The 16,249-nt window shown below is 36.7% G+C and carries 13 protein-coding genes; 5 read left to right on the top strand and 8 right to left on the bottom strand.

Translation table 11 applies throughout. The annotated features are described in order from the left end of the window. Positions 1-85 precede the first annotated feature (85 nt). A complete protein-coding gene (mutL, locus tag HEQ36_RS24305) occupies positions 86-1,744 on the top strand; it encodes a DNA mismatch repair endonuclease MutL (RefSeq protein ID WP_168635753.1) in 1,659 nt (552 codons plus the stop codon). 385 nt (positions 1,745-2,129) lie between these two features. Here the strand turns inward: mutL and HEQ36_RS24300 are convergent, their stop codons facing one another. The 7 genes from HEQ36_RS24300 to HEQ36_RS24270 form a co-directional block, all read right to left on the bottom strand. Next, on the bottom strand, positions 2,130-3,716 hold the full coding sequence (locus HEQ36_RS24300; RefSeq protein ID WP_168635752.1) for an Hsp70 family protein: 1,587 nt from the start codon (positions 3,714-3,716) through the stop codon (positions 2,130-2,132). A gap of 162 nt (positions 3,717-3,878) precedes the next feature. Beyond that, positions 3,879-4,430: a molecular chaperone GrpE gene (locus HEQ36_RS24295; protein ID WP_168635751.1), complete on the bottom strand. Its 552-nt coding sequence runs from the start codon at positions 4,428-4,430 to the stop codon at positions 3,879-3,881. Between the two features lie 72 nt (positions 4,431-4,502). Continuing rightward, positions 4,503-4,715: a DUF2997 domain-containing protein gene (locus HEQ36_RS24290; protein ID WP_015079055.1), complete on the bottom strand. Its 213-nt coding sequence runs from the start codon at positions 4,713-4,715 to the stop codon at positions 4,503-4,505. A gap of 91 nt (positions 4,716-4,806) precedes the next feature. Next, entirely contained in the window at positions 4,807-5,181 is a 375-nt protein-coding gene (locus tag HEQ36_RS24285) for a DUF1257 domain-containing protein (protein ID WP_053537901.1), read from the bottom strand. 85 nt (positions 5,182-5,266) lie between these two features. Next, on the bottom strand, positions 5,267-6,856 hold the full coding sequence (locus HEQ36_RS24280; protein ID WP_168635750.1) for an AAA family ATPase: 1,590 nt from the start codon (positions 6,854-6,856) through the stop codon (positions 5,267-5,269). A 365-nt stretch (positions 6,857-7,221) separates the two neighbouring features. Then, positions 7,222-8,355 carry an SUMF1/EgtB/PvdO family nonheme iron enzyme gene (locus HEQ36_RS24275; protein ID WP_168635749.1) on the bottom strand — a complete coding sequence of 378 codons (1,134 nt, stop codon included), beginning with the start codon at positions 8,353-8,355 and terminating at the stop codon, positions 7,222-7,224. A 538-nt stretch (positions 8,356-8,893) separates the two neighbouring features. Further along, on the bottom strand, positions 8,894-9,451 hold the full coding sequence (locus HEQ36_RS24270; protein WP_168635748.1) for a heat-shock protein: 558 nt from the start codon (positions 9,449-9,451) through the stop codon (positions 8,894-8,896). A gap of 1,164 nt (positions 9,452-10,615) precedes the next feature. On the opposite strand from HEQ36_RS24270, the gene HEQ36_RS24265 reads away from it, so the two are divergent. Then, positions 10,616-11,005 carry a DUF1815 family protein gene (locus tag HEQ36_RS24265; RefSeq protein WP_039200949.1) on the top strand — a complete coding sequence of 130 codons (390 nt, stop codon included), beginning with the start codon at positions 10,616-10,618 and terminating at the stop codon, positions 11,003-11,005. A gap of 419 nt (positions 11,006-11,424) precedes the next feature. Here HEQ36_RS24265 and HEQ36_RS24260 read toward each other — a convergent pair whose 3' ends face one another. Then, entirely contained in the window at positions 11,425-12,264 is an 840-nt protein-coding gene (locus tag HEQ36_RS24260) for an alpha/beta hydrolase (protein WP_168466215.1), read from the bottom strand. A gap of 799 nt (positions 12,265-13,063) precedes the next feature. Here HEQ36_RS24260 and metG point away from each other — a divergent pair. From metG to lptC, 3 genes are all read left to right on the top strand, one after another. Continuing rightward, entirely contained in the window at positions 13,064-14,659 is a 1,596-nt protein-coding gene (metG, locus tag HEQ36_RS24255) for a methionine--tRNA ligase (protein WP_039200952.1), read from the top strand. A gap of 228 nt (positions 14,660-14,887) precedes the next feature. Further along, positions 14,888-15,517, top strand: a complete 630-nt coding sequence (locus tag HEQ36_RS24250; RefSeq protein WP_027403313.1) for an NYN domain-containing protein — start codon at positions 14,888-14,890, stop codon at positions 15,515-15,517. Then, positions 15,517-16,249: LPS export ABC transporter periplasmic protein LptC (gene lptC / locus HEQ36_RS24245; RefSeq protein WP_290708630.1), on the top strand; the 733-nt coding region annotated here is incomplete at its 3' end. The genes HEQ36_RS24250 and lptC, both read left to right, overlap by 1 nt.

Below are 16,249 nucleotides of genomic sequence, written 5' to 3'. Positions count from 1 at the left end.
TAATATTTTGCAGTCATAATATTGTAAGCTAATTATCTAACCGTAAAGACAATTTTTAATTTTTAATTAGTAATTTTTAATGATAATGGCATCTACAATTCAAGCTTTACCAACAGAGGTTGTATATCTAATTACGGCAGGAGAAGTAATTGACTCTTGGGTAGCTGTTGTCAGGGAGTTGGTGGAAAATTCCCTAGATGCTGGAGCAACACGCATTGTCGTTTCTTTATGGCCGCAAATGTGGCGAGTTCGTGTGGCTGATAATGGTTGTGGCATGAATTTGGATGATTTACAACAAGCCGCAACTGCCCACAGTACCAGTAAGATTCATTCTAGTGCAGATTTATGGAAAATCAGCAGTTTGGGATTTCGTGGTGAGGCGCTACATAGTTTAACGACTTTGGCAGATTTAGAAGTTTTAAGTCGTCCTTTGGGGGGAAGTGAAGGTTGGCGAGTTGCTTATAATAATGAAGGAGAAGTATCACAAGTAGAAGTGGTAGCGATCGCACCGGGTACAGTAGTAACAGTTAATAATTTATTTGCTAGTTATGAAGCTCGTCGTCAGGGTTTACCGGCGACAAATCAGCAATTAAAGGCTGTACAAAATGTCATTCAACAGATAGCTTTGTGTCATCCTCATGTTAATTATCAAATTTGGCAAAATGACAAAGAATGGTTTACGATTTGTCCCGCACCAACTGTGGGAAAACTAATTCCCCAAATTCTCCCCCAGGTGCGACAAGGTGATTTACATGAGGTGAATTTACAAATACCAAATCTGGAAAATTCGTCTTTGCATTTGGTGATAGGATTACCCGATAGATGCCATCGTCATCGTCCTGATTGGGTAAAAGTGGCAATTAATGGCAGAATGATTAAAACGCCAGAACTAGAACAGACAATATTTTCAGCCTTTCATAAGACATTACCACGCGATCGCTATCCCGTTTGTTTTCTACACTTAACTATTTCTCCAGAACAAATTAACTGGAATCGTAACCCAGCCAAAACAGAAATTTATCTCAATGAACTAACTTTTTGGCAAGAACAAATTACTGAAGCTATTCACAAATCTCTGCGGATTTCGGAAACCAATATAAAAGAATCCATTCACACAACCAGAGTTAGTAATTTATTGAAAGTCGCAGAATCAAAAGGTGAATATAACTTCAACTCTCAAAAATCCCAAAGTAGTGAAAATCAAACCTATTTAAAAGCCATTGCCCAACTGAGTAATACTTATATTGTTGCTGAACATTCTGGAGGAATGTGGTTAGTAGAACAACATATAGCCCATGAACGAGTATTATATGAACAATTATGTGATAGTTGGCAATTAGTAGCTGTAGAAACCCCAATTATTATTTATCAATTATCACAAGCCCAGGTTTCCCAATTACAACGCATTGGTTTAGATATAGAACCATTTGGTGATAACCTTTGGGCAGTGCGTAACATTCCTATGATGTTAAAACAACGAGAAGATTGTGCAGAAGCAATTTTAGAATTAAGTTGGGGAGGGGATTTACAAACTGCTCAAGTTGCTGTTGCTTGTCGGAGTGCAATTCGCAATGGCACAAAAATGAGTTTACCAGAAATGCAGACCTTATTAGATAATTGGCAACGTACCCGCAACCCGCGCACCTGTCCTCATGGTAGACCGATTTATTTATCTTTGGAAGAATCAGCACTAGCACGGTTTTTCCGACGTAATTGGGTAATTGGCAAAAGTCATGGAATTTGAAATATTTGGCGTTGCTGAATTGAGGTATGAAATTGAAAAATCAAAAAAATGAAACTCTTACTCTCTGCGACTGGAGCGCCTCTGCGTGTTCGCGCAGCGTGCCGTAGGCATAATAAAATCATACTCTTAATCAGCAACGCCAGATATTTTATTGAACTATACTCAAAACGGCTTGATTGTTTGATTCTAAACGTAGGGGTAAAGCAAAAGCTTCATAGGTGTCAACTTAACGAGTGGCGGATGAATAACTGGGTTTAAGACCCCCACCAAATCGTAGATTTGGTGGTCTTTAATCAGTCGCAGGTTTGAATCCTCGACTGATTGATTCTGACTCCTGGCTACTGACTCCTGACTCCTTCTTCAACATACTAACCCTGGTATTGTTTTATGCTAATTTATAAGTTTCACCCCTACTAACTAAGACTTCTGCTGTTAATAAATCCTTCACAGTTACTAATAGAGTCCGTCGAGAATCAACCTCGAACAACACCGATATTCTATCCATTCCTGCTTCACCTGGAGGGTTAAGTTTTGCCACACAAACCTGTTGATTTTGATTATCTAAGGAACGGTAACTTTCTTGATGTTGAAGAGTGCTAGAAGTCATTCTTCCCGAAGCATCAAAAGCAATTTCAGTTAGTGACATATCAGCTAATTCACCAATATCTAAACGAATTTCTTTTTGTCCATTACTAGCAACTTGCAGATTTAACCATTCTTGACGTTGACAAGGATATTTTTCATCTTTGGTAAATAAGCGATGATAAATATAACTTTTGCTATAACTTTCCCATAATCTAATTGCGTAACTATGACGCAAAAAATCATCTATTTCAGTAATTTGTGTAATAGCTAATGCACCATGACAGACAGCATCAAAAGGTTTATTTAGTTTTACCTTAGCTTTACCAAAGTAGGAAATAATTAATTGTTGAACTGCGGGAATTAAACAACTTCCTCCCACCAATAAAACCTGTTCAATATCATTTTTACTAATACCCTTTCGTAAAGCAGAAGCTAAAACCTCATCTAAGGTATCTCGTAACTGTTGTAAAAACTGTCTATATTCTAAAATCTCCTCTAATTTTTCACGATTGATTTTCAATTCATAAGACATAAAAGATTCATCATCAAACCAACTTTCAGCTACAGATGGATTTTTCGATAATTGAATTTTTAATCTTTCAGCAATTTCTAATAAATTCTGATAACCAATTTTCCCTACTTGTTCTGGTGTTAGATTTTGAGAACGTAAATAATCATCAACTATCCAAACATCAATATCTTCACCACCTACATAGGCTTCCGACTTAGCTAAAACCTCAGCCCGTAAACTATTATTTTCATCAGAATTATTCACAGTTTTAACTAAACTTAAATCGAGAGTTCCCCCACCAAAATCTACTACCAAAATCAATTTACCGGGACTTTTAACAGCATAACCTAAAGCCGCTGCTGTAGATTCATCAACAATGGAAACTTGAGGAACATTTAATTTTTGACCTAAATCTCGAAACCAATCTAAATAACGTTCAAATGCACCCACAGGAACAGTAAAAATTAAATGACTAGGTTGGATATTTTGCTTTTGTATTTCTGTCCAAATAGTTTGGATAAATAACTCACAAACAGAGACAGAATTATAATTTATGCCATCAATTTGGATTGCTGGTGGTTGATAATCTCCAGCTAAATCACGTTTAAACTTTTTAAATAACCGTTCAGGAGGATAACTTTGAGAAAGTCCTAATCTTTGACTACGAACACCTTCACCTAATATAATATTATTACCTAATTTAATAAACATTAAACTAGGAATAACCGGATATTCTACTCTTTCACCTTGAGAAGTGACACCCACAAATACACGGGATAAATTAGGAAAACGTAAACTTTTAGGTAGTTGAGTATCAGCCTCTAAAATACTAATTACAGTATTACTTGTACCAAAATCAATTGCGATAGTTGTCATAATTTAAGTAGTAGGTTGGGTTAAGCGAAGCGCAACCCAACAAAAATGATAGATAATTGATATCTTGATGTTGGGTTAAGACAGAATAAATATATTATCTAAAAAATTGTAAGCAGTAAATGTTGGGTTTCGTTCCTCAACCCAACCTACAAATTCATGAGTTTAAGTATTATTGAATCCTGGGGGAAGAGTGCGACTAACTTTAGCAGGATAGAGAACTTTATCACCATCTTGATAACCAATAAAACGAATATAGACTAATTCCCCTTCTTGAATATCATCACTATCAGCTTGATGTAATTGGGGATTATAATTAACCTGTTCCCAAGTTTCACCAATAGCATTATAACCCCAATTAGTAATTAAATTATCTAAAGATGTAAATAGAGAAACTAAGTTTTTAGCAGGTAAGTCAGGTTTAGCTAAAGCCATTTTTTTGACTGTGGGATAATTGCTGAGTAAAGTTTGTAATTGGGTAAAAGTTTCATGTTGAAAATCACTTTGTAATTGTTGAGATTGTTGTTTTAATTCTTCTCGTAGTCGTTGACATTGAATTTCTAACTCTTTAATCTTATGTTCTGTGTCTAGAGAAGTTACGGGTTGATTATTAATAGGTATATCTTGATTATTTGCTGGGAATAAAAACCGGAGAATAATATAAACGATGATTACGAGAATTACAGCAAAAGCAATATCATTAATTTGTTCTAGCATATTATTTGTTTATGTAGTTGGTGTTCAGATCCCCGACTTCTTAAAGAAGTCGGGGATCTAGTTTATTCTAGTTTATTGTTGTTGTAAAGATTGATTTTCGGAAGTGGTAATTAACTCATCATCTTGATAATATTCCGGTAACAATTCCTGAGATTCTATTTCTCCCAAGGACTTTTCTAACCCTTTTGTTGTTTCCACACAACTAGAACCGATTGCATTTAAAACCCGTTCCACAATTTTACCATCTTTACCAATGCGATATTCAACTTTTTGATATTCAGCCATAATGATTTTTCCTTTTGTCCTCAGATCCCCGACTTCTTACCTTATTTAATCATTTATTGATAAAATCTTAAAAAGAAGTCGGGGATCTTATTTAAACCCATCTACCAACTAAAACCCGCACCGTACCATCCTCTAAAACTTCCTCTTCTTCCACACTAAAACCCTCAGTTTGTATGGTTTCCATCAAAGTTTTATGGGCGTACTTTTGACTGATATTATTAATAAACTCCTGTTGATTAATTTTCGCACCCCAAAAATCTGCCACTAATTCATAACTTTCTTCATTTTTACGAAAACCTAAATCATAACCATTAGATTGCTTAATCACATATTCAGCATTAGTTTTATCACCCCTATAACCCCGAACTTGAGTATTTTGTTCAACTTGATAACCTAACTCTTGCAAAACGTCAAGCAAAACTTCACCCTGTTTAATTTGCACCTTGATAGTTGTAAAATGAGACATAAAAAATCAACTCCTATAAAAAATATCTCCAAAACCTCTTCCCTCCGCGTCCTCCGCGCCTCTGCGGTTCGTTTTCTTTTATTATTTAATCCACCTCCAAAGGACCCAAACCCTGCTGCTGAGAATAAACCTTCAACTCCTCAATTAACAGCGTATCAACAGAAGCCGTTCTTGCGCCAGCTTCCGCAGCCCAGCGTTTTAAACTAGTAATTTGTTCCTTAGCAATAGCCGCCAAAGGAACAGTTTCCGACACCGCAGCTAAAATATCTTCAGTGTTAAAATCCCGCCTATTACCATCAATTAAACTACCAAAAGCGCGGTGCATACCATCAATAATTACCTGTTGAATTTCAGCACCGCTAAAGTTTTCGCTATGATTTGCGAGTCTTTGTAAATCAAATTCTCGCAGTCGGGAAGGACGGATTTTTTGCAAGTGGACTTTAAAAATATCATGGCGTTCTTTTTCTGTGGGTAAATTTAAAAAGAATATTTCATCAAATCGCCCTTTTCTTAATAACTCGGCTGGTAATATTTGCACGTTATTAGCAGTAGCTACCATAAACACCGGACTGGTTTTTTCTTGCATCCAGGTAATGAGTGTACCAAATACCCGGCGCGATGTTCCAGAGTCACCATCTACACCACTATTAATATTACCAAATGCCTTATCTATTTCATCCATCCATAATACACAGGGTGATATTGCTTCTGCTAATTGTATCATTTGCCGAATGCGACTTTCACTTTCTCCCACTATACCCCCAAATAATCTCCCCACGTCCAAACGTAACAATGGTAAACGCCATTCATGGGCGATAGTTTTGGCTGATAATGATTTACCTGTTCCTTGGATTCCTACTAATAAAATGCCTTTGGGGTTGGGGATTCCATAACGTCGTGCTTCTTCGGTAAAAGCATCTTGACGCATTCGCACCCACTGTTTGAGATTTTCTAAGCCACCGACGTTTTTTAATGATTCATTGGCGGTGTAAAATTCTAAGATTCCGGTTTGGCGAACTGCTTGTTTTTTCTCTTCTAAAACTCTATCAATATCTGTTTCGTTGACTTGTCCTTTTGCTGCTAAAGCGGCGGCTAAAACTCTTCTAATTCTGGCGCGACTTAATCCTTGACAGGCTTTGATTAATTGTTCTTTTCCTAGTCCATTTAAGTTAAGTTTTTCGGGGACTATTAATTGCTGAATTAAATAATCTATTTCTTCGATGTTGGGTAAGGGAAAATCAATAACTGTAACTTCTTCTTGTAGTTCTGGGGGTATGGTTAATGTATGACTGGTGAGGATGAGGGTTTGGCGTGTGCGTTTGAGTTGACGGGTGAGGTTTTTGATAGCCCGAATTACGGGAGCATTTTTTTCTGTTTCGGGGTTTTTGAGGATAAAATGTATGTCTCGCAATACAAAAATTGTGGTTGTATTTTCTGGGGTTTTGGTAATTCTTGATAATGCTCCCATGACTGAACCTTTATCAGTTCCGTTGTCATCCCAACCGGTGACGATATCCCATAATAATAGTTGTCGTGGTGTCTGGGATATTTGGGTGAGTTGTTGGAGGACTTGTTCTATTGGTTCTTCTTCGACTCCGACTATATATAGTAGGGGATAGCGGGCGCGAAGCATGAGGTCTATTTGTTGGAGTAGTTGTTGATGGGGGTTATTCATTATGTATAAATAGGGGGGTTAGTTGTTAGTTTATTGGGTTTTTTATTTCGCGCAAAGGTGCAAAGAATAATAAATGTCTGAATCAGGTGGTTATCGAGCGAAGTCGAGATAATGACCAGGATTTGAGGATATACAGGATGTGATTGTTTGATTATTGGTTAGTTGTTGATGATTAGTATGGAGAAAAGTGAATATTTATGAAGTGAGATGGAAGAATAAATATATGAATCTCATCTATCAATCATCAAATTACAATCCTGTAAATCCTTTAATCCTGGATATCCTGATTCTGACAAAAAATTTTTCTCGCTATGCGAGAGGGATAAGAAAAGAAAAGAGCAAGAGGGCAAAAGCGCATAGTGCTATTAAGTCCTCGCCGCACCACTACATACAACCCGAAAACCAATATCGCCGATGCTAGCGAGGTAGCTGCCGTAGCGAAAAGCAGAACGGCAATAGACAGGAATGTTGTCCCACGAACCACCGCGCAGCAGCCTATTGGTATTTTTTTCAGTGTCTAGCCATGCGCTTCCATCTGTCGGCGCACCTTTATAGCTACTATGCCAATTGTCTTGACACAACTCCCAGACATTGCCGTGCATATCGTATAAGCCAAAATTATTCGCTACTCCAAAGCTGCCTACTTCTGTTGTTTCTTTTCGGTAAATTCCTTTAATCCCACCGCCATAAGTGTAGTTACCATGATAGTTAGCTAAATCCGTTGTAATCGTCTCTCCAAAGTGGAATGGTGTTGTTGTCCTCGCTCGACAAGCATATTCCCATTCAGCTTCACTAGGTAATCTATAGTTTTTTCCTGTCCTTTGACTGAACTTTTCACAGAAAGCTATTGCATCATTCCAACTAACTCTTTTAACAGGGCGATTACTACCATTAAAATAAGAAGGGTTACTTCCCAGGTGAGTTCCCATAATAGCTTGATATTGTGCCTGTGTTACTGGATATTTTCCCATGAAGAAACTAGGAACAGAAACCTGATGTTGGGGACTTTCTTTATCATGTCTTCCTATTTCATTTTCTGGTGAACCCATCATAAAAGTACCACCAGGAATTGCAGCCATTTCCAATGTCACATCATTACCCAAATCTTCTATAAAATATCTGGCTACAAGCGGCTGACGTTGAATAATTTCGCCAAATTTGTCAACTGTGACTACTTCAATTTCTTCTAGTTTAAAACCTAGTTTATTAGGATCTTGTAATAGTTGTTTAATTCTTGGTTCTGTTCTTTTATTTAATATTAAATAAGCCGCATTTTGAATAGCCCAAGATTCATCTTTTAAACCTGCAATTACTAAATCTAAACCCTGTTCTCCATAATTTAATGCTTGATTTAGTGCAGCAATTCTTAACTGTGGCTCTGGATTTTGCAACCGCAATTGTACCCCTTCAATTCCACCTAAAACGGCTGCACCTTCTAGTGATGGACTATTACCACCAAGCACAGCATCGTATTCTCGCGGTTGTTGTGGATTATTCATGATTGGTTAATGGTTGGTTTCATGTATGCTGTATTGAAAATAGCATATTATTGTCTGAATCAGGATGTCCAGGATTTGAGGATGTACAGGATGTGATTGTTTGATTATTGGTTAGTTGTTGATGATTAGTATGGAGAAAGGTTAATTTTTATGAAATTACTTTAATAATCAATACATCATTCACGTCTAGTAATCATCAAATAACAATCCTGTAAATCCTGTAATCCTGGTTATCCTGATTCAGACAAAATATTAAGTAAATAGTCATCAACCATCAAATAACCATCCTGTAAATCCTTTCATCCTGGGTATCCTGATATGGCTTACGCCACGCTACGCTATCAGACAAATACAAACTTGACGAAATTGAAAATATAGCCTAATATGGAAATATAGGATGCAGCAGACATGATTTAGGCATTGAAAGATAGTCTAAACATGACATCCCGTTACCTGTATGGTCGAGGAATTCCGGTAAAGACGTTCTGAATACCAAAAATTGATTTTTGGCGAAGACTCCTCAAGGAGTCTTTGTTATTTAAGGACTGGGTAATTTTTTATTATTTAATAAGTTTTTAGCTATCACAAAAAAGCGAACTTTTTTGATTTTACCTATACCATCATATTTAGGGTAGGCGCTTTCTACGTGCAACCTCAGCTTTTTACTTTCCCGAAATACTGTAAAAACAACAAAATAATCAACTTCAATACCACTAGAATCTACAATTTTAACGGTTGCAAAGTTTCCATATCCAGCATGACATACTAATGTTGTGTTTTCACCCAGTGACTTGATAATACTGGGTAAATGCTTTGATAAATTGTATCTTTCAAAATTGAATGGTCTAGATTCTCTTGGAGCATTATACATCAATAAATTTGATTCTTCGCTGCTCAGTTCATCCGATTCTTTCGTAAAACAATGTGAGCTATATGTGACGATAAATCTGTATGTGAATGGGTTATTTTCATCTGTATCATCAGTATATTCAACCCAGTGAATATCAAGATGTGATAAGTCGTAAACTTGACCATTAAATGTAAAATTTCTCCAGTGTTTAACCTCCGTCTTGACTGTATTAAAATTTTTACCCATGAGTTAATATAAGCTGCTATGATTTATACAATAATCTTGTAATCTTAATAGTATAAAAATCACAATGTCAAGTATTTAAAGTTTACAGGATGTGATTGTTTGATTATTTGTTGTGTGATGAAAGTTGTGGTTGTCTGATAGCGAAGCGTGGCGTAAGCCATATCAGGATGTCCAGGATTTAAGGATGTACAGGATGTGATTGGATGATTATTTGTTGTGTGGTGAATGTTGTGTTTGTCTGATAGCGAAGCGTGGCGTAAGCCATATCAGGATGTCCAGGATTTGAGGATGTACAGGATGTGATTGTTTAATTATTGGTTGGTTGTTGATGATTAGTATGAATAAAGGTTAATTTTTATCAAATTAGTGTAATAATCAATACATCATTCATGTCTAGTAATTATCAAATAATCATCCTGTTAATCCTATAATCCTGGTTATCCTGATTCTGACAAAATATTAAATAAATGTATGAAGAAAGGTTCATTTTTATCAAATTATTGTAATAATCAATACATCATTCACGTCTAGTAATTATCAAATAATCATCCTGTTAATCCTATAATCCTGGTTATCCTGATTCTGACAAAATATTATAAACTGAGTCATTAACCATCAAATTATAATCCTGTAAATCCTCTAATCCTAATCAGTGTTATGGAGGGTATTAAAAATATATATTAAAAACGATACATTAATTAAGTATATTCAACACTTGCGTTAATCTCAATCTATGCTATATCATTCGAGGTTTATTTGAACTGGAGGTAAAAACACAAAGAACGAAAATAAGCGTTAGACTGAATAAATCATCTTAATATGGTTCTATATGACCTGTAATAGTGCCAGGTATGGCTTTAAAGAACTTGACTACGAAGGAATTTAAGCTAGGCTAATAAGGTCTAAATTTTATTAGGTACAGTTCCGACAGAGCAATAAAGCCAAAATGTAAATTTTAGTAATTGAGCCTGCTATAACTACCTGATAAATTGAATAGCCTGATACTTATTCAAGAATCGTTATCTACTAACCTAGACAAGTTAACTAATTAACGAACCCATGAAACACTAAAAATTGTAAAACCCATTTTACAACACCGATTCATGAGAAAATCTAAAGAAAATATAAAATAAACTCAAATGACTGTGGTGTCTGGAGGGACAAGTGTTTTTAAGACTAGCAAACGAGCATAGACAATTTGTTCAAGATTTAGTAATGAATTTGCAAGCTCTAGCAGTTGTACTAGAGAGGTATGGTTATCCGGCTTCTTGTTATACTTGCGGCGACCAAATGAACAGTGCATCTTTTATGGTGAGCTTAGGCGATAATCACTTAATTCGCTTTTTAGTATCCGATTATGGGATTACTTGGACAGAAATGCGTGATGATAGAGAGTTAATGAAGTTAGAGGGTGCAGAAGCAATTAATCAGTTAGAAGAATTAGCAACTCTTGTTAAAGAGGCGATGCAAACCTCTAGAGATATTGAGTATTCATCCCCGAAGAGTAAACGGATGTTACAGAATACAGCGGGAAGTGTGAAAACTCACCGATAATCTCCTGATAATATATTGGTATTTCAGGTTGCTAATAATCTCTCTGGAGAATTGCACATTGTAGGGGCAAGACCCTTTCGGACGCAAGCTAGATAAATTGCCCCTATACCCCATATACTAATACAACCGGGCTTCACACGGACTTGGTGAAAACCTGAATTCGACATAAGATAAGTAGGTGAACACAATAAAACCAATCTGTGTAAAGAAAAGTAAAATCGCCCAAACCCTCTTCACTCTTGCCTCTTGCATGAGTGCCTCTTGCCTTGCCATAACGACGATTTTCAAGGCTAACCTACTTAATTTGTGGAAAACTGCCCCAAGTGTGAGTCTCAAACCCTTATGATCTCGTTGAAAAAATCATAACTCCGTTCGCGTAGCGTCTCCGAAGGAGAAACTCCGAACTCCGAACTCCGAACTCAGGTGGTGAAAACAGGACTGTCCGTTGATTTAGTAATTTTTGGTATATTAATATTAACTTCTAAAAAATCATTATCTTTGAGAATTTGATAGAGATTCACATCCTTCTCTAATAAACAGGCATGACCGCTATATGGTAGGATAAATGTTTGGGTATTTGGTAAAATACCTGCCAATCGAGTAATTTCACTTACAGAGGGTAATAAGCGATCGCTACCACTGCCAATGAGTAAAATTGGTTGTGTTAGCTGTTGTAGCTCTTTGCTATCAACCTGGAAATCTCGCAGTAAGGATAAGCGCCAATTTACAGTTTCTGATGGTAGGGAACGCATAGCTGTAAGTAGTGTATGGCGATCGCTTGGAGAAATCCGTTCTAATGATGCTAGAAACGGTAACAAACCCAATGCACCAATATCAAATAGGAATGATGGTACAAATTGAGTAGCCTGAGATATCCAATTAAACCAAGATTGCTGCTGCAAAGCCGAAGCAGGATTAATTAAGATAATACGCTTAAATAACTGCGGCGACTGGATAGCTACTTGTATTGCTAAACAACCACCAAAAGATTCACCACATAGATATATTGTCCGTTGACAGCTTTTTTCTAACTCAGCGTGAACCAAGTCCAAAACATTCTTCGCTAAAACATCCCAAGTGGCCAGACAGTTTTTGGGTATGGACAAGCAACGAATATCTAAACCAGAGGCTAATTCTGGGATTTGAGATTGCAATAACTCACCAGTCCCATCCATACCTGGTAAATAGATAAATAAAGGAGAATCTGATTCTACTGGATTTGGCGTTAAAAAACAAGGTTTAGGATCAACTGCTGGCATTTTACTTATTTTTATTCGTCTACTCTATCTTTAACTTTACCCTCTTCTGTATCCAGATAGGGATTGTGATGAAATTTTTATCTTTTCTCATCTGTCTAAAATCAACCTTTCCAGATAAAAAATCATCCACTCTGAAACCATAATTACAGAATTTATAGCAATTTGTATTCATGATATATAAGTATGTGAGTCAGCATTCAGCCGCTAGACATTAGCTAAATGCTGCGAGTAAATTTTTAATAGTTAGTTCAATGATTAATGGATTAAAAATTCCCAAACAAGGCTCGCTAAATTAGGAATTTCTAGAACAACAACCTAGTACATTACTCAAAATTACAACTAACAGTTTAGTCAATTATTACTGGGAACATCTAATATGCAAAATCATATCCACACAATTAGTTATATCGCTAGATTTTCAGTTAGTGTATTCTCTGTAACTACTAAGGACAGAAACAGGTTTTACCATGATTATTAGTAAATATAGGACTCCTATTTGATTTTTGAACAGAACTCGGTACATACTGAAATCCTTCTTCCCTGTTCCCTGTTCCCTGTTCCCTGTTCCCTAACTCAACGGAAAATTCAGGAATCAAACCGGATTCCTATACTTTCTCTGATTTAGTTAAAAATCAGGTGGATTTATAGAAGTAATTAAACAATTCTTCAGTCCATAAACTTGTTATCCATCGCCAGGAGTTTGAAAAAAAAGTAGCAATGTTATATAATTACGTAGTTTTGTCTAAATCATCTAGATTATTAATAGAGAAAACTGATTAATAATTTGCTTTTATAGTCCATGAATCTTGTGAATAAAACAGAAAAGACTTTTGCACTGACCACACCACTATACTATGTCAACGATGTTCCGCATATTGGCAGTGCTTATACAACTATAGCAGCGGATGTAGTAGCCAGATTTAATCGCTTACAGGGACATCAAGTGCTACTAATTACAGGTACAGATGAACACGGGCAAAAAATTCAGCGTTCAGCAGCAAATTTAGGAAAACCACCACAAGATTTTTGTGATGAAATCGTTCCTAGTTTTCTTAACTTGTGGGATTTACTCGACATTCAATATGATCGCTTTAGTCGGACTACAGCACCCCGTCACCAAGCGATAGTGAAAGAGTTTTTTCAGCGAGTTTGGGAAACTGGTGACATCTACCAAGGACAACAGAAAGGTTGGTACTGCGTTTCCTGTGAAGAATTCAAGGAAGAACGGGATTTACTTGCAGACAAACACTGTCCCACCCATACTAACAAACAAGTAGAGTGGCGAGACGAGCAGAACTATTTTTTTCGCTTGTCTAAATATCAAACCCAGTTAGAGGAGTTTTACCAGTCCCACCCAGATTTTATCCAACCTGTCAGCAGACGGAATGAAGTTTTCAATTTTGTCGCTCAAGGTTTACAGGACTTTTCAATTTCCCGGGTAAATCTGGATTGGGGTTTTCCTGTACCTGTGAATTCTCAACATACATTATATGTGTGGTTTGATGCTTTGCTGGGTTATGTTACGGCATTGTTAGAACCAGATGCAGAACCAACTTTAGCTAATGCTTTACAAACATGGTGGCCGATTAACCTGCACCTGATTGGTAAAGATATTTTACGCTTTCATGCTGTGTACTGGCCAGCAATGTTGATGTCAGCAGGTTTACCTTTACCAGACAGGGTATTTGGACATGGTTTTTTAACTAAAGATGGTCAAAAAATGGGGAAGACTTTAGGTAATACCCTTGATCCTATTACTTTAGTGGAAAATTATGGTAGTGATGCCGTTCGTTATTACTTCCTTAAGGAAATCGAATTTGGTAAAGATGGCGATTTTAATGAAATAAGGTTCATTAATGTTTTGAATGCAGATTTGGCGAATGATTTAGGTAATTTGTTAAATCGGACTTTAAACATGGTGAAGAAATACTGTGCTAGTCAAGTACCGTCCATCAGCCAATCAGCTATTCCCATTGACAATCCTTTGAAAACAATGGGTTTGCAGTTAGGAGAAAAGGTGAAACAAGCATACACAGCATTAGCTTTCAATGAAGCCTGTCACTATGTTTTATCTCTGGTACAAGCCAGTAATAAGTTTATTGATGATCAAGCTCCTTGGTCATTATATAAACAAGGTAAGCAGGGGGAAGTGGAAGTGGTGCTATATGCGGTGCTGGAATCTGTAAGACTAGCAGCTTATCTTCTCTCCCCAATTATTCCTAATATCAGCAGTGATATTTATCAGCAATTAGGCTGGGGAATAAATTTTAATGAACAAAAAGAAAGTGCAATTTTAGCTCCTTTTTGTACCCACTCAACATGGGGAATATTATCCGATAAACAAATATTGGGAACACCAAAACCAGTTTTTAAACGGATAGAAACATCAAAATAAAAGATTAATTTTGGGAACTGCGAATTTCTTAAAAAACCAAAGAATTCGGGGAACAGGGAACAGGGAACAGGGAACAGGGAATAAAGAACAATATTGATCTTTACTCTTGCCTCTTGCCTCTTGCCTCTTGCCTTCTGAACTCCTGAATTCTTATCATAAGCAACTCTAACAAGTAGATAGTTAGAAATTTCTATCATAACAGGGATAACAACACAAGGTATGACAACAATGTTGAACAATTTTGAAAACGACTCAATATTTACCCCAGAACAGGTTTTGGAAAATCGGGGTCGGGTGGCTATCTTTATTGATGGCTCAAACTTATTTTATGCGGCACTACAACTAGGAATCGAAATTGATTACACTAAGTTATTGTGCCGATTGACTGGCGGATCAAGGCTATTACGGGCTTTTTTCTATACAGGAGTGGATCGGACAAATGAGAAACAACAAGGCTTTTTGTTGTGGATGCGTCGTAACGGTTATCGGGTGATTGCTAAGGATTTGGTGCAATTACCAGATGGCTCTAAAAAAGCTAACTTAGATGTGGAAATAGCTGTTGATATGATGGCATTGTGCGATTCCTATGATACCGCAGTTTTAGTCAGCGGTGACGGCGATTTGGCTTATGCTGTCAATTCTGTCAGCTATCGTGGGGTGAGGGTAGAGGTGGTGAGTTTGCGTTCTATGACTAGTGATAGTTTAATTAATGTGAGCGATCGCTATATTGATTTAGAAGCCATCAAAGAAGATATCCAAAAAACTCCCCGCCAAAGTTATCCATATCGCCCATTGTCTAGTATGGGCTTTTTAGACGATCCTAGAGATAGTAATAGACATCTAGAAGTTCCAGAATAATGCAAGATTCACAAGCGAGGGAGAATGGAAGACAAGATGGAAAACATCAGAGGGGAATTAAAAATCATTCTCCCCACTTCTGTTCATTTTTGGGGTTAACATCACTAACTAATTGGTTTTACCTGCCTTTGATATTATGTTTAGGCTTATGCTTGTCGAGTTGCGGTAATCTATTACCTACCCAATCAAAAACTGATCCTTCATCTCCAAAAGATGATGATACTAAGATAACTTTTTTTAGGATTGTTTTTGAACAATTTGATGAGGTAGGTAGACCAATTTGGAAAGTTAAAGCTAAAGAGGCAAAGTACACTACAGATAAACAAGTAGGTCAGGCGGAAAATCCTGAAGGGGAACTTTACCAAGATGGAAAAGTTGTCTACCAAATTAAAGCAGAAAAAGCTGACATTAAGCAAGATGGTAAGCAACTATTTCTTCAAGGTAAAATTGTCGCTACTGATACCCGTAATGGGATTGTCTTCAAGGGTAATGAGCTAGAATGGCGGCCTCAAGAAGATTTATTAATTGTTCGCAATCAGTTAAATGGTAGTCATAAACAATTACAGGCTGTAGCTCAAGAGGCAAAGATTAAAACTCGTGAACAACGGGTAGAATTTTCACAAGGAGTAGTTGCTAAATCCACAGATCCACAGTTGCAAATGCAAACTGAGCATTTAATATGGCATATTAAGGAGGAGAAATTATTTAGCGATCGCCCAATTCAAATAGAAA

The organism is Anabaena sp. 54 (assembly GCF_017355725.1).
Classification (GTDB): domain Bacteria; phylum Cyanobacteriota; class Cyanobacteriia; order Cyanobacteriales; family Nostocaceae; genus Dolichospermum; species Dolichospermum heterosporum.
The sequence above is the reverse complement of the archived record's forward strand: the minus strand, read 5'-3'. Positions and strand labels throughout refer to the sequence as shown.